This is a genomic window from Tardiphaga sp. 215_C5_N2_1, assembly GCF_052076055.1.
GTDB classification, from domain to species: Bacteria; Pseudomonadota; Alphaproteobacteria; order Rhizobiales; family Xanthobacteraceae; genus Tardiphaga; species Tardiphaga robiniae.
Genome location: NZ_CP197240.1, coordinates 4372851 through 4397452, shown reverse-complemented (window position 1 = coordinate 4397452; position 24602 = coordinate 4372851). Strand labels below are relative to the sequence as shown.

At 62.2% G+C, this 24602-nt stretch carries 25 protein-coding genes and 1 tRNA gene; 15 read left to right on the top strand and 11 right to left on the bottom strand.

Annotation, left to right across the window (positions count from 1 at the left end):
- The first annotated feature begins 17 nt into the window (after positions 1–17).
- The 4 genes from AB7828_RS20910 to AB7828_RS20895 all read left to right on the top strand — a co-directional run bounded on the left by AB7828_RS20910 (position 18) and on the right by AB7828_RS20895 (position 3934).
- Positions 18–764: a uroporphyrinogen-III synthase gene (locus tag AB7828_RS20910; protein ID WP_439074174.1), complete on the top strand. Its 747-nt coding sequence runs from the start codon at positions 18–20 to the stop codon at positions 762–764.
- Positions 765–820: 56 nt separating this feature from the next.
- On the top strand, positions 821–1984 hold the full coding sequence (locus AB7828_RS20905; protein WP_441231059.1) for a COG4223 family protein: 1164 nt from the start codon (positions 821–823) through the stop codon (positions 1982–1984).
- Positions 1985–1991: 7 nt separating this feature from the next.
- A complete protein-coding gene (locus tag AB7828_RS20900; RefSeq protein ID WP_441231058.1) occupies positions 1992–3704 on the top strand; it encodes a heme biosynthesis protein HemY in 1713 nt (570 codons plus the stop codon).
- A gap of 154 nt (positions 3705–3858) precedes the next feature.
- Positions 3859–3934, top strand: a tRNA-Thr gene (locus AB7828_RS20895).
- Positions 3935–3990: 56 nt separating this feature from the next.
- On the opposite strand, the gene AB7828_RS20890 is transcribed toward AB7828_RS20895, so the two are convergent.
- Genes AB7828_RS20890 through AB7828_RS20865 form a run of 6 tightly spaced genes read right to left on the bottom strand, consistent with a single transcriptional unit; the run spans position 3991 to position 8560 of the window.
- The gene (locus AB7828_RS20890) at positions 3991–4803 is read right to left on the bottom strand and encodes an ABC transporter ATP-binding protein (RefSeq protein ID WP_441231057.1); all 813 of its coding nucleotides are present in this window, start codon (positions 4801–4803) and stop codon (positions 3991–3993) included.
- Positions 4800–5600: a pyrimidine utilization protein D gene (rutD, locus tag AB7828_RS20885; RefSeq protein ID WP_276509765.1), complete on the bottom strand. Its 801-nt coding sequence runs from the start codon at positions 5598–5600 to the stop codon at positions 4800–4802. Before rutD ends, AB7828_RS20890 begins: the two co-directional genes overlap by 4 nt.
- A 31-nt stretch (positions 5601–5631) precedes the next feature.
- Positions 5632–6423, bottom strand: coding sequence for an ABC transporter permease (locus tag AB7828_RS20880; protein ID WP_441231056.1), 792 nt, complete (start codon positions 6421–6423; stop codon positions 5632–5634).
- 1 nt (position 6424) lies between these two features.
- Positions 6425–6811: a pyrimidine utilization protein C gene (gene rutC, locus AB7828_RS20875; protein ID WP_089263218.1), complete on the bottom strand. Its 387-nt coding sequence runs from the start codon at positions 6809–6811 to the stop codon at positions 6425–6427.
- 7 nt (positions 6812–6818) lie between these two features.
- Positions 6819–7547: a pyrimidine utilization protein B gene (rutB, locus tag AB7828_RS20870; protein ID WP_184512468.1), complete on the bottom strand. Its 729-nt coding sequence runs from the start codon at positions 7545–7547 to the stop codon at positions 6819–6821.
- Positions 7547–8560: an ABC transporter substrate-binding protein gene (locus AB7828_RS20865; protein ID WP_441231055.1), complete on the bottom strand. Its 1014-nt coding sequence runs from the start codon at positions 8558–8560 to the stop codon at positions 7547–7549. The genes rutB and AB7828_RS20865 overlap by 1 nt, the downstream gene beginning before the upstream one ends.
- Before the next feature lie 82 nt (positions 8561–8642).
- On the opposite strand from AB7828_RS20865, the gene AB7828_RS20860 reads away from it, so the two are divergent.
- The 10 genes from AB7828_RS20860 (at position 8643) to AB7828_RS20815 (ending at position 18168) form a co-directional block, all read left to right on the top strand.
- Positions 8643–9617: a LysR family transcriptional regulator gene (locus AB7828_RS20860; RefSeq protein ID WP_175369300.1), complete on the top strand. Its 975-nt coding sequence runs from the start codon at positions 8643–8645 to the stop codon at positions 9615–9617.
- A gap of 77 nt (positions 9618–9694) precedes the next feature.
- Positions 9695–10987 (top strand): glutamate-5-semialdehyde dehydrogenase, encoded by a 1293-nt coding sequence (locus tag AB7828_RS20855; protein ID WP_441231054.1) that lies wholly within the window; start codon positions 9695–9697, stop codon positions 10985–10987.
- 30 nt (positions 10988–11017) lie between these two features.
- On the top strand, positions 11018–11647 hold the full coding sequence (locus AB7828_RS20850; protein WP_309941682.1) for a nicotinate-nucleotide adenylyltransferase: 630 nt from the start codon (positions 11018–11020) through the stop codon (positions 11645–11647).
- A 360-nt stretch (positions 11648–12007) separates the two neighbouring features.
- The gene (gene rsfS, locus AB7828_RS20845) at positions 12008–12373 is read left to right on the top strand and encodes a ribosome silencing factor (protein WP_244558251.1); all 366 of its coding nucleotides are present in this window, start codon (positions 12008–12010) and stop codon (positions 12371–12373) included.
- Positions 12374–12419: 46 nt separating this feature from the next.
- Positions 12420–12902 carry a 23S rRNA (pseudouridine(1915)-N(3))-methyltransferase RlmH gene (gene rlmH, locus AB7828_RS20840; RefSeq protein WP_089263230.1) on the top strand — a complete coding sequence of 161 codons (483 nt, stop codon included), beginning with the start codon at positions 12420–12422 and terminating at the stop codon, positions 12900–12902.
- Positions 12903–13060: 158 nt separating this feature from the next.
- Entirely contained in the window at positions 13061–14332 is a 1272-nt protein-coding gene (locus AB7828_RS20835) for a murein hydrolase activator EnvC family protein (protein WP_441231053.1), read from the top strand.
- A complete protein-coding gene (locus tag AB7828_RS20830) occupies positions 14329–15705 on the top strand; it encodes a S41 family peptidase (protein ID WP_089263233.1) in 1377 nt (458 codons plus the stop codon). Before AB7828_RS20835 ends, AB7828_RS20830 begins: the two co-directional genes overlap by 4 nt.
- A gap of 146 nt (positions 15706–15851) precedes the next feature.
- Positions 15852–17057, top strand: coding sequence for a divergent polysaccharide deacetylase family protein (locus AB7828_RS20825; protein WP_441231052.1), 1206 nt, complete (start codon positions 15852–15854; stop codon positions 17055–17057).
- A 105-nt stretch (positions 17058–17162) separates the two neighbouring features.
- Entirely contained in the window at positions 17163–17666 is a 504-nt protein-coding gene (locus tag AB7828_RS20820) for an RNA pyrophosphohydrolase (protein WP_089263237.1), read from the top strand.
- 7 nt (positions 17667–17673) lie between these two features.
- Positions 17674–18168: an RNA pyrophosphohydrolase gene (locus AB7828_RS20815; protein ID WP_439074186.1), complete on the top strand. Its 495-nt coding sequence runs from the start codon at positions 17674–17676 to the stop codon at positions 18166–18168.
- 43 nt (positions 18169–18211) lie between these two features.
- Here AB7828_RS20815 and AB7828_RS20810 read toward each other — a convergent pair whose 3' ends face one another.
- From AB7828_RS20810 to AB7828_RS20790, 5 genes are all read right to left on the bottom strand, one after another.
- Positions 18212–18619: a F0F1 ATP synthase subunit epsilon gene (locus AB7828_RS20810; protein ID WP_093757757.1), complete on the bottom strand. Its 408-nt coding sequence runs from the start codon at positions 18617–18619 to the stop codon at positions 18212–18214.
- A gap of 160 nt (positions 18620–18779) precedes the next feature.
- The gene (gene atpD, locus AB7828_RS20805) at positions 18780–20222 is read right to left on the bottom strand and encodes a F0F1 ATP synthase subunit beta (protein ID WP_089263243.1); all 1443 of its coding nucleotides are present in this window, start codon (positions 20220–20222) and stop codon (positions 18780–18782) included.
- Positions 20223–20298: 76 nt separating this feature from the next.
- The gene (locus AB7828_RS20800; RefSeq protein ID WP_068730146.1) at positions 20299–21174 is read right to left on the bottom strand and encodes a F0F1 ATP synthase subunit gamma; all 876 of its coding nucleotides are present in this window, start codon (positions 21172–21174) and stop codon (positions 20299–20301) included.
- 121 nt (positions 21175–21295) lie between these two features.
- Entirely contained in the window at positions 21296–22831 is a 1536-nt protein-coding gene (gene atpA, locus AB7828_RS20795; RefSeq protein WP_068730144.1) for a F0F1 ATP synthase subunit alpha, read from the bottom strand.
- Positions 22831–23391 carry a F0F1 ATP synthase subunit delta gene (locus AB7828_RS20790; protein ID WP_441231051.1) on the bottom strand — a complete coding sequence of 187 codons (561 nt, stop codon included), beginning with the start codon at positions 23389–23391 and terminating at the stop codon, positions 22831–22833. Before AB7828_RS20790 ends, atpA begins: the two co-directional genes overlap by 1 nt.
- 682 nt (positions 23392–24073) lie before the next feature.
- Here AB7828_RS20790 and AB7828_RS20785 point away from each other — a divergent pair.
- Complete coding sequence (locus tag AB7828_RS20785; RefSeq protein WP_175369293.1) at positions 24074–24565, top strand: septal ring lytic transglycosylase RlpA family protein; 492 nt, start codon at positions 24074–24076, stop codon at positions 24563–24565.
- Positions 24566–24602 lie beyond the last annotated feature (37 nt).

The window sequence follows — 24602 nt, the reverse complement described above, 5'->3', positions numbered from 1 at the left end:
GAAACCGGACCTCAGATATGGCTATTCTCGTCACTCGCCCGCAGCCGGACACTACCAGCACCGCCGCCGCCTTGCGCGCGCGGGGCTTCGAGGTGCTGGTGGCGCCGATGCTGCGCTTCGAAAAGGTGATGCTGTCCATCGATTCGGATGCGGATTTCGGCGCGGTGATCGTGACGTCGTCCAATGCGCTACGCGCACTCGCCGATCAGCCGGTGCAAGCAACCCTGCTTCACCTGCCGCTGTTCGCGGTCGGTGACCGGACCGCAGAGGCCGCGCGCGATCTCGGCTTTGCCAAGGTCGTGTCCGCCGAAGGTGATGCTGCGGCGCTGCGGGACCTATTGACGGAGAGCAGCAAGAGCAAGCTGCTGAACAAGACCCGCCCGCTCCTTTATCTGGCCGGCGCCGATCTTGCGCGGGATCTCGCTGGCGAACTCGGTGCGCGTGGTTTCACGGTGGTGACACAAACCACCTACCGGATGATGCCGGTGGCCGATCTGCCGGATGATGTTGCTGCGGCCTTCGTGGCCGGCAGGATCGAGGCCGTGCTGCATTATTCGCGGCGGAGCGCGCGGGCATTCTTCCAGGCGGTGGGCTTATCGGGCGTCGAGATCGCTGCCCTCGCAGTTCCACACTATTGCCTTTCAGCTGCGGTCGGTACGATTGCGCATGATGCCGGAGCCAGCCAGGTCGTGGTGGCGCAGACCCCGGACGAAAATGCCCTGTTCGCGGCGCTGGACCGTGCCATCGCGCCATTATCGCGTTAAGACTGCTGTGACCAAATCCCGGTAGGGATCGGGCATGTCACGAGGGAACCGACGCCATGGCCGACGATAATGAGACGGGATCGTCTCCGGATGCCGGTCGGCCCAAGCGGCCGCCGCCAACCATCGAATTGACGGCTGCCGAGGTCACCGAGCGTCCGGCTGCAGCGGAGCCTGCGGTACCGGAAACAGCATCGGAGTCCGTCGATACCGCACCGTCGGACATGCCGCCGTCCGAGCCCGCCGCGGAGGCTGCGGTTGAAAAGCAGGCGCCCGTCTCGCCTGCGCGTGCACCTGTCCTGGTTCCCGCCGCCGTTGGCGCGGTTGCCGGTGCGCTTGTCGCCGGAATTGCATGGTTCGGCCTGAGCGGCATTGCATCGAGCGATAAGGCAGATGTCGATGCGCTGACCTCTCGCATTGCGCAGATCGAAGCGCGCCCGGTCGCTGCGCCGGATACGGGGCTGGCAACGCGGATCGATACGCTCGAGAAATCCATCGCGGCATTGCGCGGCGATTTCACTGCCGCGAAGACGCAATCGGATCGTGTCGTCGCCGACATCAATCAACTCAAATCCGCGCCGCGTACCACGACCGGTGTGGTCGATCTCGGGCCGATCAATGAGCGGCTCGGGCAGATCGAACGTGCAGCCGGCGAGTTGAAGTCTTCGGCCGCCCAACAGAATACCAAACCTTTCGATGACACGGTCTTGCGCCGTGTCGTTGCGGCGTCGTTGCTCGATACGTCGGTGCGCCAGGGTGAGCCCTTTGCGACGGCGCTTGCGGCGGTCAAACCGCTTGCCGGCAATGCCAATCAGCTGAAGCCGCTCGATGCGTTTGCAACGACGGGCGTACCAAACACAGTCGCGCTCAGCCGTGAACTGCTTGCAGTGTTACCGAAGCTCACACCCGCTCCGGCAGACACGCCTGCGGTAGGCGCAGGTTTCATGGATCGTCTGCAGGCCGGCGCGGCCAAGCTGGTGCGCATCGAGCGCACCGATGCTGTCGGCGCAGGTAGCAACAGCGGCGCTGTGTCACGCGCGTCTGCGGCTGCGCGCAGCAACGATATCGCCACGGCCAGGCGTGAGTTGCTGACGCTGTCGCCAGCGGATCGTGCCGTGGTTCAGCCCTGGCTCGATAGAGTCGATATGCGCGATGCAGCGCTGGCGGCTTCACGTCAATTCGCAGCCGACGCGATGGCGGCGCTTTCCAAACCGGCGCCATAGGAATCCGATGTTCCGCATTATTCTGTTTCTTGTGTTGATAGCACTTGCGGCCGCTGGCGCCGCTTGGGTCGCCGATCAGCCCGGCGATGTCGTGATATCCTGGGGCGTCTGGCGCGCTTCGCCGTCGGTGCCGGTGTTTGTGCTGGTGCTCGGCCTGACAATCGTCGCGGTGGTGTTCGCCTGGTCGCTCCTGCGTGGTTTGTGGGGCGCGCCGAAGCGAATGCGCCGTCGTCGCCATGAAAAGCGTCAGGCGCGCGGACGTCAGGCCATCACCCATGGTCTGCTGGCGATCGGGCAGGGCGATGGCCACGCCGCGCGGTGTCATGCCGATATCGCCAAGCGTTTGACGACTGACGATCCGCTCGCTCTGTTGCTGCATGCCCAGTCCGCCCAGCTCGATGGCGATCGCGCCGGTGCGCATCGTGCGTTTCAGGCGATGGCTGAGCGTGGCGATACGCGGCTGCTGGGTCTGCGCGGTCTGTTCATCGAGGCGCAGCGCAGCGACGATCCCGTTGCCGCCGTCACGATCGCCGAGGAAGCGTTGAAACTGTCGCCGGCATCGACGTGGGCGTCGCAAGCCGTTCTTGGCTTCCGCTGCGCGCAGAGCGATTGGACGGGGGCGCTGAAAATCCTCGACAACAATTTTGCCTCTGGTCTGATCGATCGCGCGGCGTTTCGTCGGCAGCGCGGCGTGCTGCTCACCGCGCGTGCGCTGGAGCTTGAGACACAAGATCGCGATCTGTCCCGCGACAGCGTGACCGAGGCGATCAAGCTTGCGCCAACTTTGGTGCCAGCCGCCGTTCTCGCCAGCCGATTCCAGAGCGAGGCGCATCAGACCCGTCGGGCAATGAAGATCATCGAGACAGCGTGGCTGGCGCAGCCGCATCCGGATCTCGCCGACGCCTATGCCCATGTGAAGCTCGGCGATTCCGCGCGGCAGCGGCTGGTGCGTGTCGAGACGCTGGCATCTAAAGCGCCAGGCCATATCGAAGGCGCGCTGGCGATCGCCCGCGCGGCCATCGATGCCGCCGAATTCACGCGCGCCCGCGAAACACTGGCGCCGTTCACGACCGACTCCACCCAGCGCGTTGCGATGCTGATGGCGGAAATCGAACGTACCGAACATGGCGACAGCGGCCGCGCCCGCGCCTGGACATTGCGTGCTGTGCGCGCGTTGCATGATCCGGTCTGGACCGCGGATGGCTATGTGTCGGATCGCTGGCGGCCGGTATCGCCGGTCACCGGACGGATCGATGCGTTCCAGTGGCAGACGCCGCTGGCCGCGCTGCCGTCGGACAGGGCCTCGACGATTGAGACCGAGATTTTGCGCGAGACCGTGCTGGCCCCGCCGCCGGCGGTGCCCAAACCCGTGGTGCCCGTACCGACCGAGGTCACACCCTCCGCGCCGGCTCAGGATCTGGCGGCGGAACCTGAAGTACCAGCACAGCCCGAACCGGTGGCCGATGCCACGTCTGAGCCCGCCGAGGCGCCGCCGCTCCCGAAACCGGCCCCCGCGCCGCCACCGCTGTTCCGCGACCGCAGCGATATCGCCAGCGCCGTGAAGCCCGCGGTGGCTATTCCGGCCGTCATTCCCATCGTCAGGCCCCCGGACGATCCGGGCGTGGACGAGGCGGACGATTATCGCGATGAATTCGCCGAGCTGAATGCAGGCCAGCAACAGGGCGGTTGGCGCGGGTTTCTACGGCGCTGGGGCGGATAACAGCCCCGATTCAGGCCCAAATGGCCGGTTTCAGTGGGTGGTTGGTCGCGCTTTTCGGTCGCCAGATTCGCCGCCGCTTCTTGCAAAGCAACGCCCCGGGCGATATCAGATGCCCCAGCGTTTTCGGCCGAAAAGCCGAATCGCCGCTTGGTTCGCCGCAATAGCTCAGTTGGTAGAGCACGTCATTCGTAATGACGGGGTCACAGGTTCGAGTCCTGTTTGCGGCACCAATTGCGCTCCGGCGCGATCCGTTTCAGTCGCAACAGTCAGTCGTAGCTTTGGTGCCTTACGCGGCGGTGGCAGGCATTTCCAGGTCGGCCCAGATCTTGGCGAAATAGGCCTGGAAGGCAGCGTCGGTGCGCAGCGCTACGGGATCGCGGCCTGCTTTGGGCAGATCGATGACATGCAGCGCCCGCACGGTCGCCGGGCGTGCGCTGAGCACCAGAACGCGGTCGGCCATGGCGATGGCTTCGCCGATGTCATGGGTGACCAGAATGGCGCTCTTGCCGTTTTCGGCGATGATGCGTGACACGTCGGCCTGCAGCAGTAGGCGGGTCTGGAAATCCAGCGCCGAGAACGGCTCATCCAGCAGGATCACCTGCGGATCGAAGGCCAGCGTGCGCATGATGGCCACGCGCTGGCGCATGCCGCCTGACAAGGTTGCGGGCTTGGCGTTCTCGAAACCGGCTAGGCCGTAGGCGCGGATCAATTTCATGGCGATGTCGCGCGAGGTCTGTCGCGGCGCGCCGCGCACTTCCAAACCGAGCATCACATTGTCGATGACGGAGCGCCATGGCAGCAGCAGATCCTTCTGGAGCATATAGCCGACATGCCCTGCAGCATCGTCGACGCGGATGCCTGCAACCTCGACATGGCCGCGTGTGGGCTTCAGCAAACCGGCAATGACATTGAACAATGTGGACTTGCCGCAGCCGGACGGGCCGACGATAGCCAGGGTTTCGCCCTGCCGCAGTTCGAAGCTGACGTCGCGGATGGCTTCGACAAACTGCTTGCCGCTTCCGAAGGATGCGCCGATCTGTTCGGCCTTGAGCACAGCGGATGTGGACGACGACGTGGCGATTGGTGTCATGGCGTTCATGCGTCCACCTCACTGCAGAAGCCGAGTAGCATGTTATTGAAAACGTCGGGTATCACGGCGGTGAAGGCATGGGCGCCCCATTCCACTTCGCGAACGCGCGCGCCCGGAATGGCGGCAGCCAGTTGTTGCGAGAGATAGGCCGGCACCAGACTGTCGTCCCGCGATGAGGCCAGCAGTGTGGGCGTTGCAATGGTCGCGAGAGCGTCGCCGGGGTCGAAGGCGAGAAACATGTCGATCCGCGCATTCATCGTCGCCGCTGTCGGGAAGTGCGCGAGGATGCGCTCTTCTTCCGCGTCGAGCTGCGCGGCGTTGTCGGAAATCCATCGCGGCGGATAGAGAAACAGTGGCTGCGCACGCACATAGGCTTTCGGGCCGGACTGATTCAGGATCTGTTTGCGCACTTCGAAGCAGCGCCGCAGGAACGGATCGGCCCGGCCCCAGCCGTTCACCACCACCAGGCTGCGCAAGCGCGCGGGGTCGCGCAGGGCAAGTTCAATTCCGACGATGCCGCCGATAGCATGCCCCACCACATGTGCGTTGCTGACACCGGCGTGGTCGAGTACATGCGCGATGTCGTCGGCCATGCCCGCAATCGATCGTGGTGGTGCGCTGTTTGCAGCACTGCGGCCGGTGCCGACGTGGTCGTAGAGGATGACTTGGTGGCGCTGCGCGAGTGCTGTGACCTGCGGCGCCCAGAACGATCCGCTGCCGCCCATGCCGGCCGACATGAGGATCGCCGTTCCGTGTCCATGAGTTTCGTAATAGATGTCGGCGTCAGCGCCGCTTGCATAGGGCATGGGTTGTCTTGCGGGTTCGAGCGATGGAAAGTCAGAAGCGCAGACGGCGTTCGAGAATGTCGATCGCGCCGTACATCAGGAGCGCTACGGCCATGAGCGCGGCGATGCCGACCCAGACGGCGTTCAAATCGTAGAGCACACCGGCATAATAGATCATGTAGCCGAGGCCCTCTTTCGAGGCGATGTATTCGCCGACGACTGCGCCGATCAGCGCGAAGCCGACATTGAGACGGAAGGCGGACACGATCCACGGCATGGCGCCCGGAATGACGACAGCACGCCAGGTCTTCCATCGGCTGGCACCGAGCGAGCGCATCAACTTGATCAGGTCGCTATCGACTTCCTTGGCGCCTTGCTGCGCGGTAATGACGGCGACGATGAAGGTGATGATGGCGGCGATGGCGATCTTCGATGAGATGCCGATGCCGAACCACACGATAATCAAAGGTGCGAGTGCGATCTTCGGCAAGCCGTTGAGCGCGATGAGATAGGGGCGCAGCACCGCCGCGCTGGTGGGAAACAGCCATAGCAGCAGCCCGACGGCGCTGCCGGCAATAGTGCCGATCAGGAATCCGGCGATGGCTTCCCAGGCAGTCAGTGCGGCATCGCGCAGGAGTTCTCCGTTAGCGATCAGAATAGAGGCCTTGGCGAAGATGCCGCTTGGCCGTCCGTAGAGATAGACGGCGATCCATTTGAAGCTGATCGCAATTTCCCAAGCCGCAAGCAGCACGGCCAGCAGTGCCAGCTGCAGTAGCGCGATCCGCAGGACCGGCGGCATCAGCCGCCGCGCGACATTGGCTTGGGTGGCTTCGATGGTCGTCACATCAAACTCGCTTGTGTGCGATCGACGCGATCTCGACGAGGCAATCCGGTTTCACCAGTCCGCACTGGATGCAGTAGCGAGCCGGCTTCTCGCCGGGGAAGTATTCGGCATAGACCTTATTGACGGCGCCGTAATTGGCCCAATCGGTTACGAAGATGGAGTTGAAGGTGACATCGGCCATCGTGGCGCCTGCGGCAGTCAGCACGCTCTTGATCGTCTCAAGGATGTGCCGGGTCTGCGCCGCCGCATCGCCGACATGAACGACGTCGTTGTTCTTGTCGAAGGCCAGCGTGCCGGACACATAGATCACGCCGTCGGCCATCATGCCGGGCGAGTAAGGTGCGAGCGGCGGATGAGTGCCGGGCGGAATAATCGCGCGATCTGTCATGGGATCCTCAGGCTTTCGTGGAGGTTTCAGTCTGCGCGAATGCGCGGCGGAAATCGGCCGTGCTGGAAACCCAGCCGAAGAAGGTTTCGATGTTGAAGACAGCCGCCTTCTGGACGTAGTCGGGGCCGGCCTGATGCGTGGCGTCTTCGAGCATCACGCCGAAATATTCGAGATGGAAGCCGTCGCGCAGGGTCGATTCCACGCAAACATTGGTGGCAACTCCGCAGAAGACGAGATTGCGGATGCCGCGCGCGCGCAGGATGCTGTCGAACTGGCTGTTGAAGAAGCCGCTGTAGCGCGGCTTCGGTACCACGATGTCGCCGGGCTGCGGCTGGAGTTCATCGACGAGCGCATAGTCCCAGCCACCCTTGGCGAGTAGGCTGCCTTGCAATTCCGGGCGCGCGCGCATGGTCTTGAGTGCGTTCGATTTGTGCCAGTTCGGGGATCCCGGACCGCCGGCCTCGACATAGTCGGCGTCCCAGCCGTTCTGGAAATAGATCACAGTGACGCCGGCCTCGCGCGCGACCTCCAGCGTCTCCTTGACGGCCATGATCGCTGCCTTGGCGCCGGTCACGTCGAAGCCCGCGAGATCCAGATAGCCGTTCGGCGACGCGTAGGCGTTCTGCATGTCGACCACGATGACTGCGGTCTCCTCGACCGCGAGCCGCAACGGCTCGGGGCGTGCGGGCAAGGTGACGTAGCGCCGTTCAGGCGGAAAGCTGGTTGAGACCGACATCACGCCAATCCGAATTCTTTGGTCGCTTTCTCGGCGAAGCGATTGTCGACCATTTGTGCATAGGGAAGCGTCGTTGAGACTGCGCCGCCGCCTTGTTCCAGCAACATCGCGCGATCCCATTCCTCGGCGGAGATGGTGGGGTTTTTCGGAATCGCCGTCTTGCTGCCAAAGAAATTCTTCGTCGCATTTCCGACGACCGAGGGCGAGACTTTCGGAAAGTACTTCTCTGCGACCTCGGTGAAGACCGCATTGTTCTCGTGCATCATCTTCTGCGCCTCGGCGATGGCGTTACAGAAGCCTTGCACCGCCTCCGGGTTGGAGGCGATCACGTCTTCGGTGGCCATGGCCGTCGTGAAACACAGCGGACCAAGCAGATCGGCAAATGATAGCGACGGTACGAGGCCAAACTGTTCGGCGCCGATGCTGATGTCCCATTCGAATGCGGTGGCGATGTCGGCACGGCCATCCTTGACGGCTGCAGCCTGGGCGCCCGGTGGCAATTCCAGGAAGGTGACGCCGGCTTCCTTGGGGTCGAACTTGCCGACCGTCTTCATGGCATAGGTTGGGACCTGGATCGTCGAGGACGGGAATTTCAGCGTCGCGATGGTCTTGCCGCGCAGATCATCGATGGTGGTGATCTTGGTGTCCGGGCGGGTCATTCCCCACATCGACACGCCGCCGACGATCTTGGCGATATTCTTGATCTTGCCGCCTTCACGCGTGGCGTTGACCGACATGCCAGGGCTGGTGACGCCGATCTGGCCGCGGCCGGACAGCAGGATCGGCACCGGCAGGGCGATGCCGCCCGCGGTCGACAGGTCGGTGTCGAGGCCATGTTTGGCGAACAGGCCCTTATCGGCGGCGACATAGAGCGAGGCATACATGCCGAGCCGGATGGCCTCGGACACCAGAACCTTGCGGCCGGCGGCAAAGGCCGGGCCTCCCAGGCCTGCGAACGGTGCCGTTGCGGCGCCGATGAGCGAATATTTGAGTAGGTTGCGCCTGTCGATCATGCCTCTGTCCCTCGCCGCCATTGCCGATCTCAGATGGTGCGCTGCATAGTTTTTAGCCGCAGCGCGTTTTCGCATAAAATTCTTGCACCCGTTAATTTCATTAACAAGTCGGGAAAAACAGATATATTTATCTGTAATGCTTATGAATATTGACCTCCGGCAACTCCGTGCCTTCGCCGAGGTGGTTCAGGCTGGCAGCTTCAGCCGGGCTGCGCGGAAACTTGGCGTTTCCCAGTCCGCCCTCAGCCAGGCCGTTCGCCAGCTCGAGGACGAGCTGCAGGTCCGGCTGCTGGACCGGACGACGCGCAGCGTTCAACTCAGCAAGGTCGGTGCCGAATTCCTGCCGGGGATCCAACGCCTGCTGGCGGATCTCGATCACCAAATTCAGGATTTACGCGATCTGCGCGAGCATCGCCGCGGCCATGTTACGGTGGCCTGCGTGCCGTCGGTGGCGTTGCGTCTGATGCCGGTGGTGTTGGCGAACTTCCAGCGCGAATATCCCATGGTGAGCGTGACGCTCAAGGAAGTGTCACGGCATCAGATCATTGCCGGGCTGCGCAGCGGCGATGCCGAGCTTGGCATCGCCAATGTGCCGGGTGAGGATGCGGATCTTGACGCGACGAAGCTGCTGACGGACCGTTTTGCGCTGGTGATGCGGCGGGATCATCAGCTGGCGTCACAAAGCACCGTGAACTGGATGGACGGCGTCGCTGCAGGCATGATCGCAATGGCGACCGGCACCGGCATCCGGCTGGAAATGGAACGCGGCCTGCAGGAACTGGGGCGTAGCAACCCGCTGCACGAGGCCGAACACCCGGCGACCCTGCTCGCCATGGTCGAGGCCGGCGTCGGCGTGGCGCCATTGCCAGGTCTGGCGTTGCCGGCGACGGACCACCCCGTGCTGACCTTCCGCAGGCTGCTCGATCCGGTCATCGAGCGCGATCTGTATCTGATCCGGCGCGTAGGGCGTGACCTGTCGCCGGCCGGTCGCGCGCTTTACCGCGGTATCCAGCTCGTGGCGCAATCGATCCGCGAGCGCACAGCGGCAGGATGGTAGCGAACACGCTTTGACCTTGCTCCCGTGAGTCCCTATTTTGGGGTCGTGAATTCCCATTCCGCCCATTTGAGCCCGCCATGACCGCCTCGCTGAAAGCCATCGACGGATCGGCTGATCTGCCTGTCCTGATGAACGACCTCGCCCGGAGCGCCCGTGCGGCTGCGCGTGCGTTGGCGGTGGCCCCAACGGAACAGAAGAACCGGGCGCTTGCGGCGATGGAGCGCGCGATCCGTGCCGGTGCGCCTGCGATTCTGGCGGCCAATGCCGAGGATGTCGCCGAGGTGCGCGCCAATGGCGCCACATCGGCCTTTATCGATCGGCTGACCCTGACCGAGGCGCGCGTGCATGCGATGGCCGACGGCATTCGTGTGATTCATGACATCGCTGATCCCGTCGGCGCCGTCACCGAGAGCTGGCAGCGGCCGAATGGCATGACCATCGAACGCGTGCGCGTGCCGCTCGGCGTCGTTGCGGTGATTTTCGAGAGCCGTCCGAACGTCGCCGCGGACGCCGGTGTGCTGTGCCTGAAGTCGGGCAATGCCGTGATCCTGCGCGGCGGTTCGGACAGTTTCCGGTCTTGTCGTGCGATTCACGAATGTCTGGTGCGGGGCCTGCGCGAAGCCGGTCTGCCTGAGGCTGCGATTACGCTGGTGCCAACCCGCGATCGTGCGGCGGTGGGGTTGCTACTGACCGGACTCAATGGCGGGGTCGATGTGATCGTGCCGCGCGGCGGCAAGAGTCTGGTCGCGCGCGTCGAGGCTGAAGCACGCGTGCCGGTGTTCGCGCATCTCGAAGGCGTCAATCACGTCTATGTCGATCACGCCGCGAGGCTCGATATGGCGAAGTCGATCGTGCTGAACGCGAAGATGCGCCGGCCCGGTGTCTGCGGCGCGACGGAAACGTTGCTGATTGACCGCGCAGTCGTGGGTACGCATCTCAAGCCGCTGGTGGAAATGCTGATTGATGCCGGCTGCGAGGTGCGCGGCGACGCTGCCGTGCAGCAGGCCGATGCGCGCGTCAAGCCTGCAACGGACGAGGACTGGGACACCGAATACGAAGATGCGATCATCTCGGCCAGGGTCGTCGATGGTGTCGATGATGCGCTCGCGCATATTCGCGATCACGGCTCGCATCACACCGATGCGATCGTGACCGAGGACGTCGCGGTGGCCACGAAGTTTCTCAATGAGGTGGATTCGGCAATCGTGCTGCATAACGCCTCGACGCAGTTCGCCGACGGCGGTGAATTCGGCTTCGGTGCCGAAATCGGAATCGCCACCGGCAAATTCCATGCGCGCGGCCCGGTCGGTGCCGAGCAGCTCACCAGTTTCAAATATTGCATTCACGGCACCGGACAGACCAGGCCGTGATGATGTGCGTTTCGGCGCGTGGAGACTGAATTGGATTTGCATTCAGTCCCGCCGGCGCAGGGCATACCGCCACATAGTCCCGGTATGCGGATCGGTCTGCTTGGCGGATCGTTCAATCCGCCGCATGCCGCGCATCGGGCCATCAGCCTGTTCGCGATGAAACGGCTGCAGCTCGATCGCGTCTGGTGGCTGGTGTCGCCGGGCAATCCGCTGAAGGATCAACGCAATCTGCACGATCTCGCCGAGCGCGCGGCTGCTGCGAAGGCGACGGCCGATCATCCGCGCATCGATATCACCTGTCTCGAGAGTGTCATCGGTACGCGCTATACCGTCGACACCATCAGCTACCTCCGACGTCGATGTTCGCAAGCACGATTTGTCTGGATCATGGGTGCCGACAATCTCGCCCAGTTTCACCGCTGGGAGAGCTGGCAGGTAATTGCCGGAGAGGTGCCCTTTGCGGTCATCGACCGACCGCCGCAGAGCTTCCAGGGACTGGCATCGACCGCCGCCCAGGCCCTCGGCCGTTACCGGATACCGGAGCAGGACGCTGGGTCATTGGCCGACCTGAAGCCCCCCGCATGGGTATTTTTGACCGGTTTGAAGTTGAATCTGTCCTCCACCCGGCTGCGGAACCCGGATGGCAGCTGGAAGACGTAATTCCACAACACTCGCCCGATAAGTGCTATAGGGCGGGCGCTGGAATATTGAATCCGGCATTCCCACATGCATACTTGATCTCACCGGGCGTCGGATTCGGCGTCCCAATACAGTGAAAGGAATGGTCCTCTGGCCACTTCTGTATTGTCCAAGACGGGCGCCAAGAAAGCCCCGTCAAAGGTTGCCCCACCCAAGAAGTCCGCTTCGGTAAAGAAGGCTGCCGCGCCTAAAAAGGCTGCCGCAACCAAAACCGCAAAGCCGAAGGCTGCAGCCAAGACACCCGCTGCTGCAAAAGCTGCACCGAAGGCTGTCATTCCGAAGAAGGTTGCTTCGCCCAAGGCAAAGAAATCTGCTGCGGCAGTGCGCGATAGCGCGACCGAAACGCTCAATCTCGTTCTCGCCCGCCTTGACGACATGAAGGCCGAGGAAACGGTGACCATCGACCTGCGCGGCAAGTCGGCTTTCTCCGATTACATGGTTGTGACCACCGGCCGGTCGAACCGCCATGTCGGCGCGGTGGCCGAAAATGTCGCCAAAGGTCTCAAGGAAGCCGGTCAGAAGAAGCTGCATGTCGAAGGCCTGTCCAATTGCGATTGGGTGCTGATCGATACCGGCGAAGTCATCCTGCATGTCTTCCGGCCTGAAGTTCGCGAATTCTACAATCTGGAACGTTTGTGGACGCAGAGCCCGTCGGATGAACCGCGGATCGATCTGAAGGCTGTTTGAGCCAGCGGGAATTCGGCAACGGCGCGACGCGTGCTAGTCTGCGCCGATGCATCTTCTTGTGATTTCCATCGGCAAGCTCAAGCAGGGTCCGGAACGCGAGCTCGCGGAACGGTACCGTGATCGTTTCGACGATATTGGCCGCAAGCTCGGTTTTCGCGGCCTTGCGATTCATGAAATTTCGGAAAGCCGCGCACGCGATGCGGCGACCCGGATCAATGAGGAAGCAGCGGCGATTTCGGCGCTGATTCCGGAAAAGGCTGTATTAGTAGCGCTCGACGAGCGTGGCAGCAGCGTCGACAGCGCCAGTTTCGCTCGCCATATCGGGAAGTGGCGGGACGAATCGGTTCCACATAATGTTTTTGTCATCGGCGGGGCGGACGGACTTTCGCCCGAATTGCGGCGCAAAGCCAAACTGAGCATTGCATTCGGCTCGGCGACCTGGCCGCATCAAATGGTTCGCGTCATGCTTCTGGAACAGATTTACCGGGCCGCTACAATTTTAGCTGGCCACCCGTATCACCGCGTTTAGCCCGCTGTGTTAGCTTAACGCGTTTGAAAGAAGGCGCTGTCGAAACCACGATGCTGTCACCGCGGTCCATTCCATCTGAACACGACGCCGTTCGCCGCGGGATGTCGAACGCATCGTCGTTATCCATGATGCTGGTATCAGCGACTCTTGCAGGTTTGATGACGACGTCAGTCCGTGCGCAAACCGCTGCGCCGATCCAGCAAGCGAATGCGCCGTCGCCCGATATCATTCGCCAGCGCGAGCAGGAGCTTGAAGTGGTCCGCGCGCAGCAGAAGAGCGCTGCGGAGCTGCAGGCGAAATTGAAAGCCGATATCGCGGCGATCGGACAGGATCGCGGCAAGCTCAGTCAGCAGCTCATCGATATTGCCGCCCGCGTCCGCAACGTCGAAACCCGGATCGACGATGCCGAAGTACGTCTGCGGCCGCTGGATGCGCGCGAGCAGAAGATCCGCGGTACGCTGGAATCGCGCCGCGGCGAAATCGTCGAAGTATTGTCCGCTTTGCAGCGCGCCGGCCGCCGTGCGCCGCCGGCTTTGCTGGTACGTCCCGAAGATGCGCTGAAGTCGCTGCGCACCGCGATGCTGCTCGGCTCCGTTGTGCCCGAGATGCGCGCGCGCGCCGAGCAGCTGGTGGCTGACCTCAGCGAACTCGTGAATTTGCGCAAGGCGATCTCGACGGAGCGCGATCAGCTTGCCGGCGATCGCGACAAGCTGAAGGAAGAACAGACACGCCTCGCGTCCTTTACCGAGGAGCGCCAGAAGCAGCAGTCGGCTGCGGAAAAGGACATGGAAGCGGAAGCCGCGCGTGCGCTGACCTTGTCCCGTCAGGTCGACAGTCTGCAGGGCCTGATCGCGAAGATGGAGCAGGACTCCAAGGCGGCGGCGAAGGCGGCGGCCGCAGCCAGTCTGCAGGGCACGCCGGCGGCGCTCAGCAACGGCAAGCCAAATATCGGCGCCTTCAAGGATCCCGGCAGGCTCAGTCCGGCGATCGCCTTTGCTTCGGCAAAGGGCATGCTCGCACTTCCGGTCAACGGGGTTAAAATTCGCAATTTCGGCGGTTCCGACGGTGTGGGTGGCGTCGAAAAGGGCATGTCACTGGCCGCACGGGCGGGTGCGCAGGTCACAACACCGTGTGACGGCTGGGTTGTTTATTCCGGTCCGTTCCGTAGCTATGGACAACTCTTGATCCTCAACGCTGGGGGCGGGTATCATGTCTTGATCGCCGGGATGGAGCGTATTTCGGTGAACATTGGTCAGTTCGTCCTTACCGGGGAACCGATCGCTGTCATGGGATCAATATCCCGGGTAGCATCCGTCCTTGCGGCCAATGCCAGCCAGCCTGTGCTTTATATCGAGTTCCGGAAAGACGGGACTCCCATTGATCCAGGCCCATGGTGGGCCGCTAACGAAGGCGAAAAGGTTCGCGGATGATGCGCAAGACTTCCATAATTCTGCTGAGTGCTGCCACTGGCGCCGCCTTGACGCTCTTCGTGACTCAGCCACGCGCCGTGTTCATGGGCACCAGTGCCCGCGCAGCGACCTCGGATACCTACCGCCAGCTCAACCTGTTCGGCGACGTGTTTGAGCGCGTCCGCAGCGACTACGTCGAGAAGCCCGACGACAGCAAACTGGTCGAGTCGGCGATCTCCGGCATGCTCACCGGTCTCGATCCGCATTCCAGCTACATGGACGCCAAGAGCTTCCGCGACATGCAGGTGCAGACCCGCGGTGAGTTCGGCGGTCTCGGCATCGAAGTCACCATGGAAGACGGCCTGATCAAGGTGGTGTCACCGATCGACGATACCCCGGCATCGAAGGCCGGTATCATGGCCAACGACATCATCACCAGCCTCGACGAGGAAGCCGTGCAGGGTCTCACCCTGAACCAGGCCGTCGAGAAGATGCGTGGCCCGGTCAACACCAAGATCAAGCTGAAGATCATCCGCAAAGGTCAGGACAATCCGCTCGACGTCACTCTCGTGCGCGACAACATCCGTGTTCGCTCGGTGCGTGCTCGCGTTGAAAGCGACGATATCGCTTACATCCGCATCACGACCTTCAACGAGCAGACCACCGAAGGCCTGAAGCGCGAGATCGCGGCTCAGACCGCGGCGATCGGTGCTGACAAGGTCAAGGGTTACATCATCGACCTCCGCAACAATCCCGGCGGTCTGCTTGAAGAAGCCGTCACCGTTTCCGACGCGTTCCTCGAGCGTGGCGAGATCGTCTCGACCCGCGGTCGTAACGCTGAAGAAACCCAGCGCCGCACGGCGCATGCTGGCGATCTGACTAAGGGCAAGCCGGTGGTCGTGCTGATCAATGGCGGTTCGGCTTCGGCATCGGAAATCGTCGCTGGCGCGCTGCAGGATCACAAGCGTGCGACCACGATCGGTACGCGCTCGTTCGGCAAGGGCTCGGTGCAGACCATCATCCCGCTGGGCTCTGGCAACGGTGCGCTGCGTCTGACCACGGCGCGTTACTTCACGCCGTCGGGCAAGTCGATCCAGGCCAAGGGCATCGTCCCGGACATCGAGATCGTGCAGGACGTGCCGGACGAGTTGAAGTCCCGCGACATCAAGGGCGAGGCTTCGCTCCGTGGCCATCTGAAGAACGATGGTGACGAGAAGACCGGTTCGCAGTCTTACGTGCCGCCGGATGCGAAGAATGACAAGGCGCTGAAGGCCGCTGCCGATTTGCTCCATGGCATCAAGGTGACGTCGAACGCAATCATCACGCCGCCGCCGGGAGCCGCTGCTGCTGCGGACAAGCCAGCAGACGACAAGCCGGCCGCCAAGCCGAACTGATCGGCGAGTGCGCATCAATTCTGCGGAAAGGGCGGCCCTCGGGTCGCCCTTTTTGTTGGAATCCTCCCAAAGGGATCCGATGTCCTTCCGGCTGCCGTGGCCACGACCGGGCGTGTTATTGTCCGGTCGGCTGATTCGGGAGATTTATGGCAGTGTCGGCGGACGATCTAAGCGCCCCGCTTGGACAAAAATCGACGCGTAAGCGGCGGTTCCGGCTGCCTTTTTCCGGAACACAGGCGCTTGCCACGATCCTTGCCCTGCTGCTGCTCGGTTTTGGCGGCGTTGCCATCTTCAACAATAACCCGATGGGCGGCGAGCCGGTTGTGCGTGTCGCGATCAAGGCGCCCGCCGCGACCGAGGACAAGGCTGCTGCGAAGCCTCCGGTCGAGGTCAAGCACGGTACGCCCGAGACGGCCAAGGCGCCTGAGGCTCCCGGTCAGAAGACCATCACCATCATCGACGGCTCCAGTGGCGCTCGTAAGGACGTCGTGGTGTCCAGCGAGGGCTCGGACAGCGCTACGGTTGATTCACCGCCGCCGATTATGACGGGTATCGATCAGAAACTGCTAGAGAAATCCCGCCACGGTATGGTGCCGATCGCCATCGGCGCGCTGAAGCCCGTGACGGCCTATGCCGCCGGTTCCGAGGCCGAGCGCGCCAGGGCGATGAAGACGCCGAGCATTTCCATCGTCATTGGCGGCCTCGGCGTCGGTGCAGCCAAGACCACCGATGCCATCATGAAGCTGCCGCCGGCCGTGACGCTCGGCTTCACGCCCTATGGCTCGGAGCCCGGCAAGCTGGTCGAACGCGCCCGTGCGCAGCGCCACGAGGTGCTGCTGCAGCTGCCGATGGAGCCGTTCGACTATCCCGACAACGATCCCGGCCCGCAGACGCTGTTGTCCTCGGCTACGGCCGAGCAGAACCTCGATCGCATGATGTGGCATATGAGCCGCTTCCAGGGTTATGTCGGCGTCGCCAATTTCATGGGCGCGCGCTTCATCGCCACGGATACGGCCATGCAGCCGATTGCACGCGAGGCCAGCAAGCGCGGGCTTGCGTTGTTCGACGATGGCTCGACGCCGCGCAGCGTTGCCGCCGCAGCCGCCGAAGGGCAGGGCATGCCCTTCGCACGCTCCGATGTTGCCATCGACGCGGTCCCGACCTCCGCAGACATCGACAAGGCGCTGGCGCGGCTCGAGGGGCTGGCCAAGGAGCGGGGTGTGGCTGTCGGCGTCGCTTCGGCGCTGCCGATCTCGATCGAACGTATCAGCGCCTGGGCGAAAACCCTTGAAAGCCGCGGGGTCATGCTGGTGCCATTGACAACCGCGATGCTGAAATCAAAATCAAGCTAGCGTCTTTGGGCTAGGGTGAATTCGGCACGGCCGAATCGCTGCGATTCAGCAAGGTCGAATCGCTGCGTAAAGAGTGCTCGAACGGACGCGAGAGGCATTGACGGAATGGCGCGCTACGAAGACCTGCCCTATCGAACTTGCGTCGGAATGATGCTGATCAACCCGCGAGGGCTCGTCTTTATCGGCCGACGTGCCGGCGGTATCGAGCACGTCGATGACATGCATGTCTGGCAGATGCCGCAGGGCGGCGTCGATCCCGGTGAGGACACCTGGGAGGCCGCAAAGCGCGAGCTCTACGAAGAAACCAGCGTCCAATCGGTCGAGAAGCTCGGCGAAGTGCCAGACTGGTTGATCTATGACATTCCCCGCACGGTGGCCGGGCGGGCCTGGAAGGGTCGCTATCGTGGCCAGCGGCAGAAATGGTTCGCCGTACGCTTCACCGGCGATGACAAGGAAATCAACGTCACGCATCCACCTGGTGGCCACAAGGCCGAGTTCATCAATTGGCGCTGGGAGCCAATGAAGAACCTTCCGGAGCTGATCGTGCCGTTCAAGCGCCCCGTCTATGAGCGGGTGGTGAAGGAATTTGCCGGTCTGGCGGACGGCTAGTACTGGAATGACGGACAACCGGCCCTATCGCCCCAATGTGGGCGTCGCACTGTTCAATGCCGACGGCAAAGTTCTGATCGGCCGCCGTTTCAAGGATGACGGGCCAGAGATCATCCTGCCGGGCCTGGAATGGCAGATGCCTCAGGGTGGTATCGATCCCGACGAAGATCCTCGCGTCGCCGTGATGCGCGAATTATGGGAAGAGACTGGCGTCAGCCATGCCGACTATCTCGGCGAGACCGGCTGGATGACCTACGACTTCATCCCGTTCGAGAACCCCAGCCATCGCTTTGCGCAGTTCCGCGGGCAGCGGCAGAAGTGGTTTGCGCTGAAATTCACCGGGGATGATGCCGAAGTCGATCCGCTGACGCCGCGCAACGGTCAGCCGGCTGAATTCGACGCCTGGCGCTGGGAGCGGCTGGATCGCGTCGCGGATCTCGTGGTGCCGTTCCGGCGGGAGGTCTATCGCGCCGTGGCCGAGAGTTTTGCGAAATTTGTCTGAGGCGAAGCCCTGACGAAACGAAGCGCTACCCGGGCTATAGCGCTTAGTGCATCGCCGTCGAGGTGATGTGCTGCTGGATGACCTTGAAGTGGTCGAGGCGCTCGATGGCACGGTCCAGAGCGGAGCCTTCCTTCTCGGCCAGCTTCTCTTCCATCTCGGCGATGTCCTTGGCGAAAGCTTCGCGGTCCAGCTCGGCGATCGACGTCGCGACGTCAGCAAGAACCGTCAAGCCCTTGTCCGAGACTTCGGCAAGGCCGCCGAGCACAATGATCTTCTCATGCTTGCCACCGTTGGTGACAGTCATGATGCCCGGACGCAATGCAATCACCACAGGTGCGTGGCCGGCCATCACGCCGACATCACCCTCGGCGCCCGGGATATCGACCTGCTCGACTTCGCCTGTGAAAGCGAGCTTTTCCGGTGAGACGAGATCGAAGTGGAACGTGGCCATGTCGTTATCCGCTGACTGCTCCCTCCCCCCTTGCGGGGGAGGGTTGGGGAGGGGGGTAACCAAGGGCGAAGGCGCTTGTGGCACACCCACCCCGGCGCAAATGCGCCGACCCTCCCCCCCCTAGCGAAGCTTTGCTTCGCGCGGGGGGAGGGTAAGAACTTTATGCCGCTTCAGCAGCCAGCTTCTTGCCCTTCTCGACGGCTTCTTCGATCGCGCCGACCATATAGAAGGCGGCTTCCGGCAGATGATCGTACTTGCCTTCGCAGATCGCGCGGAAACCCTTGATAGTGTCGGCGAGCTCGACGAACTTGCCCGGCGAACCCGTGAAGATTTCAGCAACGAAGAACGGCTGCGACAGGAAGCGCTCGATCTTGCGGGCGCGGGCCACGGCCAGCTTGTCCTCTTCCGACAGTTCGTCCATGCCGAGAATGGCGATGATGTCCTGCAGCGACTTGTACTTCTGCAGCACCTGCTGAACCATACGCGCGGTCTCGTAGTGCTCCTGGCCGACGATCAGCGGGGACAGCATGCGCGAGGTGGAGTCGAGCGGATCCACTGCGGGGTAGATGCCCTTTTCCGAAATCGCACGGTTGAGCACGGTCGTCGCGTCCAAATGGGCGAACGAGGTAGCAGGCGCCGGATCGGTCAAGTCGTCAGCCGGAACGTAGATGGCCTGCACCGAGGTGATCGAACCCTTATGCGTGGTGGTGATACGCTCCTGCAGCGCGCCCATGTCGGTCGCGAGCGTTGGCTGATAACCCACCGCCGAAGGAATGCGGCCGAGCAGCGCCGACACTTCCGAACCTGCCTGGGTGAAGCGGAAGATGTTGTCGATAAAGAACAGCACGTCCTGGCCCTGATCGCGGAAGTGCTCGGCGACGGTCAGACCGGACAGGGCAACGCGCATGCGGGCGCCCGGAGGTTCGTTCATCTGGCCGAACACGAGAGCGCACTTCGACTTCACGGCCGGATCCGGATTGTGCGGATCGGCGTTCACCTTGGACTCGATGAACTCGTGATAGAGATCGTTACCTTCGCGGGTACGCTCGCCGACGCCGGCGAACACCGAGTTGCCGCCGTGCGCCTTCGCGACGTTGTTGATCAGTTCCTGAATGAGAACCGTCTTGCCGACGCCGGCGCCGCCGAACAGGCCGATCTTGCCGCCCTTGGCGTAAGGCGCAAGCAGATCGACGACCTTGATGCCCGTTACGAGAATTTCAGCCTCGGTGGACTGCTCGGTATACATCGGCGCTTCCTGATGGATAGCGCGGTTGCCTTCCGAAGCGATCGGACCGCCTTCATCGATCGGCTCGCCGATCACGTTCATGATACGGCCAAGGGTGCCGACGCCAACTGGAACCTGGATCGGCGAGCCAGTGTCGGTGACTTCCTGACCGCGGACCAGACCTTCGGTGGTGTCCATCGCGATGGTGCGGACGGTCGATTCGCCGAGATGCTGGGCGACTTCGAGAACCAGGCGGTTGCCACCGTTCTTGGTTTCGATCGCGTTCAGAATTGCGGGCAGGTAGCCTTCGAACTGCACGTCGACGACGGCGCCGATGACCTGGGTGATACGTCCGGTCTGGTTGGCGGATGCGGCCATGAAAACTTCTCCATAAACTTCAAGGACTCGGAAGTCCGAAACTTGAACGGCGGCCCATGAGGCCGGAAGGTTGTTGTTAGATCGCCTCGGCGCCGGAGATGATTTCGATCAGCTCCTTCGTAATCATCGCCTGGCGGGTGCGGTTGTAGATCAATGTCTGCTTGCGGATCATGTCGCCGGCGTTGCGCGTAGCGTTGTCCATCGAGCTCATCTGCGCGCCGTAGAACGAAGCGTTGTTCTCCAGCAGAGCGCGGAAGATCTGCACCGCAAGATTGCGCGGCAGCAGGCCGTCGAGGATCTCATCTTCGGCAGGCTCGTAGTCGTAGCTCGGCGTTGGGCCGGCATCGGCTTTAGGCGCCTCGACCACCAGGGGAATGATCTGCTGGGCGGTCGGGATTTGCGCGATCACCGACTTGAAGCGGGAATAGAACAGCGTGCAGACGTCGAATTCGCCAGTGTTGAAGAGTTCGAGAACCTTCTTGGCGATGTCGTTGGCATTGACGAAGCCGAGCTGACGCACCGAACGCAGTTCGAGATGACCGACGATCTGCTTGTCGAAGTTACGGCGCAGTTGCTCGTAGCCCTTGCGGCCAACGCAGAAGAATTTGACCGTCTTGCCCTGGTTCATTAGCGCCAGTGCGCGTTCGCGCGCCAGACGGACGATCGAGGAATTGAAAGCGCCGCACAGGCCACGCTCGCCGGTGCAGACCAGCAGCAGATGAACCTGATCCTTGCCGGTGCCGACGAGCAGCGCCGGGCCGGAGCCTGCCGTTGTAGCGCCGGCAATGCTGGCGATCACGGTATCCATCTTCTCGGCGTAAGGACGTGCAGCTTCGGCAGCGGTCTGCGCACGACGCAGCTTCGACGCTGCGACCATCTGCATCGCCTTGGTGATCTTCTGCGTCGCCTTGGTCGAGGCGATGCGGACGCGCATGTCTTTAAGTGAGGCCATTCTCAGTCCACCCCGGCGATCTGGCCGTTTGGCCGATCGCGAACCTCTCGTTCGAAACGCCCGACCTCGTGCCGGACATCAACGCGAATGGCCGGCGGGAGCCGGCCATTCATTGACAGTATTAAGCAGCGTAGGTCTTCGCGAAGCCTTCGACGACGGCCTTGAGCTGGGCGGCGACGTCATCCTTGAGATCGCGGCTGTCGCGGATCGCGTTGAGGATCTCAACGTTCTTGCCACGCAGCAGCGACAGAAGACCGTCTTCGAAGCCCCGAACCTTGGCGATCGGCAGAGTGTCGAGATAGCCGTTGGTGCCGGCCCAGATCACGCAAACCTGCTCTTCCATCTTCAGCGGCGAGAACTGCGGCTGCTTCAGGAGTTCGGTCAGGCGCGCGCCGCGGTTCAGCAGGCGCTGGGTCGACGCGTCGAGGTCCGAGCCGAACTGCGCAAAGGCCGCCATTTCGCGGTACTGCGCGAGCTCACCCTTGATCTTGCCGGCGACTTTCTTCATCGCCTTGGTCTGCGCGGCGGAGCCGACGCGCGACACGGACAGACCGACGTTCACGGCAGGACGGATGCCCTGGAAGAACAGATCGGTTTCAAGGAAGATCTGACCGTCAGTGATCGAAATCACGTTGGTCGGAATGTAGGCGGACACGTCGTTGGCCTGGGTTTCGATGACCGGCAGCGCCGTCAGCGAACCATTGCCCTGGGAATCATTGAGCTTCGCAGCGCGTTCGAGCAGACGCGAGTGAAGATAGAACACGTCGCCCGGATAGGCCTCGCGGCCCGGCGGACGGCGCAGCAGCAGCGACATCTGACGGTAAGCAACGGCCTGCTTCGATAGATCGTCATAGATGATGACGGCGTGCATGCCGTTGTCGCGGAAAAATTCGCCGATCGTGCAGCCGGTGAATGGCGCGATGTACTGCATCGGAGCCGGATCTGAAGCGGTCGCGGCGACCACGACGGAGTATTCCATCGCGCCCTGCTCTTCGAGCACCTTCACGAACTGAGCGACGGTCGAACGCTTTTGACCAACGGCGACGTACACGCAGTACAGCTTCTGGCTCTCGGGAGCGCCAGCAACGTTCAGCGACTTCTGGTTTAGAATGGTGTCGAGCGCGATTGCGGTCTTGCCGGTCTGACGGTCACCGATGATCAGCTCGCGCTGGCCGCGGCCGACCGGGATCAGCGCGTCGACCGACTTCAGGCCGGTTGCCATCGGCTCGTTGACCGACTTGCGCGGAATGATGCCCGGTGCCTTGACGTCGACGCGCATACGCTTGTCGGCCTGGATCGGACCCTTGCCATCGATCGGATTGCCGAGCGCGTCGACCACGCGGCCGAGCAGACCCTTGCCAACCGGCGCGTCCACGATCGAACGGGTGCGCTTAACAGTCTGGCCTTCCTTAATTTCGCGGTCAGCGCCGAAAATAACGACGCCGACGTTGTCGGTTTCGAGGTTCAGCGCCATACCGCGCGTGCCGTTCTCGAATTCGACCATTTCACCAGCCTGAACATTGTCGAGGCCGTAGACGCGGGCAATGCCGTCGCCGACGGACAACACCTGTCCAACTTCGGAAACTTCAGCTTCCTGGCCGAAATTCTTGATCTGGTCTTTGAGGATCGCGGAAATTTCTGCGGCGCGGATGTCCATCAGCCTGCCTCTTTCATCGAGTGCTTGATCGAGTTGAGTTTGGTGCGAAGCGAGCTGTCCACCATGCGGCTGCCGAGCTTGACGACAAGCCCGCCGATGATGGACGGATCGACTTTCACGTTGAGCGCGACGTCCTTGCCCGTCACTGACTTCAGCGCGGTCTTGAGAGCGTCGAGATTCTTGTCACTGAGCGGCTCGGCGACGGTGACGTCAGCCGTAGCTTCGCCCTTAAACTTGGCGACCAGCGCATTGAAGCCGCGCGCCACGTCACCAATGGCGAACAGGCGGCGGTTGGCGGTGAGGACCTTGAGGAAGTTGGCGGTGATGCCGGTAATTCCGGCTTTCTCCAGAACCGAAGCGAGGGCCTTGCCCTGAATCTCGGCAGAGAACACCGGGCTGCGAACCAGTCGCGCCAGGTCGGCGCTGTCGGCCATCATCGCTGCGAATTTGTCGAGATCGGCCTTCACCGCATCGACGGACTTTTCGTCACGCGCCAGCTCAAACAGAGCCGTTGCATAACGACCGGACATTCCCGAAACCGACGGATCTTGTGTTGCCACGAATTGCGCTCTTCAGGCTGTCAAACTCGCAAGGGAACAACTATCGCCTGAATGTGGCGCCTAGCGATCCAAGTCCTTGGAATTCAAGCGGGACTTCGATTTTTAGGTCACAACAAAATGTCGTGACCCGTTCAAATCGCGGCTTTGCTAACATAGCCCGCGCGCTGGTGCAACGCGACGAAAGCGTTTGATGATGCCTTGTCGCAGGCCCTCGCAAAGAATCATTTCAGGGAGATGTGACGCGCCAATCGGGTCACTGACGGAGTGTTTCATCGTCCATCTCCGAGGCGGAATTTCTTATTCCGCATGACGGTACACGGTGCCGATTCTTTTGAATCACGCAACGTCGAGTGCTGTAAGTCCGCAATTGAAATCGCGGCGTACGCGTTTCATGTCACCGTTTCGGGCTGCTTAACATTTACTTACCGAATGCTATCCATGCACGGCGATCACTTAGCTATTCAGTATAGTTATGTAATATGCAGTATATTTAATAGTTAAAAATTCATTAAAGCGGCTCATTAGGCATGTTCTGTTCCATCACAAGATATTTCATCTGGTCATGGAACGATTGCGTTGCCTATTTTACGCCTCATTACGTCGTCAAACGCTCAGCCAGTGAAATTGGGACGGGGGTCCACTTGCCACATTTGTGGCAATACTGTCTGAGGGACAACAACTTATGCTGCGTTACGGAAAATCGACGCTGGGTGCTATCGCCCGGCCGCGTACGGCAATCGCTGTCATGACTGCCGCTCTTGTTCTCGGGGGAACGGTTTCTGAGGCTTCGGCCAAATCCCGGCACCATCGCCATCACCACAAGCACCATCACGTCGCCAAGGCTTCGCCGTCGCTGTTCGATGCCAATGCGTCGATCGCGCCGACCACCGGCGGCCGTAGCTTCTCGGGTGTTGCGTCCTATTACGGCAATGAGTCGGGCAGCCGCACTGCGTCGGGTCAGCGCTTCAATCAGAATGCGATGACTGCCGCGCATCGTTCGCTGCCGTTCGGCACCAAGCTGCGCGTGACCCATGGCGGTCGCAGCGTTGTTGTCACCGTCAACGATCGCGGACCGTTCATCCGTGGCCGCGTACTCGACCTGTCCAAGGGCGCAGCGAGCGCGATCGGTCTGACCGGCCGTGGTGTCGGCCGTGTCGTTGCGGAAGTCATGTAAGCGCAGAGACGCGCTACGATACTGATCTCTCAAGTTT

Bases quoted from the DNA above. Each gene is read 5' to 3' on its own strand.
- AB7828_RS20910 (WP_439074174.1), top strand. From the start codon at position 18: ATGGCTATTCTCGTCACTCGCCCGCAGCCGGACACTACCAGCACCGCC.
- AB7828_RS20905 (WP_441231059.1), top strand. From the start codon at position 821: ATGGCCGACGATAATGAGACGGGATCGTCTCCGGATGCCGGTCGGCCC.
- AB7828_RS20900 (WP_441231058.1), top strand. From the start codon at position 1,992: ATGTTCCGCATTATTCTGTTTCTTGTGTTGATAGCACTTGCGGCCGCT.
- AB7828_RS20890 (WP_441231057.1), bottom strand. From the start codon at position 4,803: ATGAACGCCATGACACCAATCGCCACGTCGTCGTCCACATCCGCTGTG.
- rutD (WP_276509765.1), bottom strand. From the start codon at position 5,600: ATGCCCTATGCAAGCGGCGCTGACGCCGACATCTATTACGAAACTCAT.
- rutC (WP_089263218.1), bottom strand. From the start codon at position 6,811: ATGACAGATCGCGCGATTATTCCGCCCGGCACTCATCCGCCGCTCGCA.
- rutB (WP_184512468.1), bottom strand. From the start codon at position 7,547: ATGTCGGTCTCAACCAGCTTTCCGCCTGAACGGCGCTACGTCACCTTG.
- AB7828_RS20865 (WP_441231055.1), bottom strand. From the start codon at position 8,560: ATGATCGACAGGCGCAACCTACTCAAATATTCGCTCATCGGCGCCGCA.
- AB7828_RS20855 (WP_441231054.1), top strand. From the start codon at position 9,695: ATGACCGCCTCGCTGAAAGCCATCGACGGATCGGCTGATCTGCCTGTC.
- rlmH (WP_089263230.1), top strand. From the start codon at position 12,420: ATGCATCTTCTTGTGATTTCCATCGGCAAGCTCAAGCAGGGTCCGGAA.
- AB7828_RS20835 (WP_441231053.1), top strand. From the start codon at position 13,061: ATGACGACGTCAGTCCGTGCGCAAACCGCTGCGCCGATCCAGCAAGCG.
- AB7828_RS20830 (WP_089263233.1), top strand. From the start codon at position 14,329: ATGATGCGCAAGACTTCCATAATTCTGCTGAGTGCTGCCACTGGCGCC.
- AB7828_RS20825 (WP_441231052.1), top strand. From the start codon at position 15,852: ATGGCAGTGTCGGCGGACGATCTAAGCGCCCCGCTTGGACAAAAATCG.
- AB7828_RS20820 (WP_089263237.1), top strand. From the start codon at position 17,163: ATGGCGCGCTACGAAGACCTGCCCTATCGAACTTGCGTCGGAATGATG.
- AB7828_RS20815 (WP_439074186.1), top strand. From the start codon at position 17,674: ATGACGGACAACCGGCCCTATCGCCCCAATGTGGGCGTCGCACTGTTC.
- AB7828_RS20810 (WP_093757757.1), bottom strand. From the start codon at position 18,619: ATGGCCACGTTCCACTTCGATCTCGTCTCACCGGAAAAGCTCGCTTTC.
- atpD (WP_089263243.1), bottom strand. From the start codon at position 20,222: ATGGCCGCATCCGCCAACCAGACCGGACGTATCACCCAGGTCATCGGC.
- AB7828_RS20800 (WP_068730146.1), bottom strand. From the start codon at position 21,174: ATGGCCTCACTTAAAGACATGCGCGTCCGCATCGCCTCGACCAAGGCG.
- atpA (WP_068730144.1), bottom strand. From the start codon at position 22,831: ATGGACATCCGCGCCGCAGAAATTTCCGCGATCCTCAAAGACCAGATC.
- AB7828_RS20785 (WP_175369293.1), top strand. From the start codon at position 24,074: ATGCTGCGTTACGGAAAATCGACGCTGGGTGCTATCGCCCGGCCGCGT.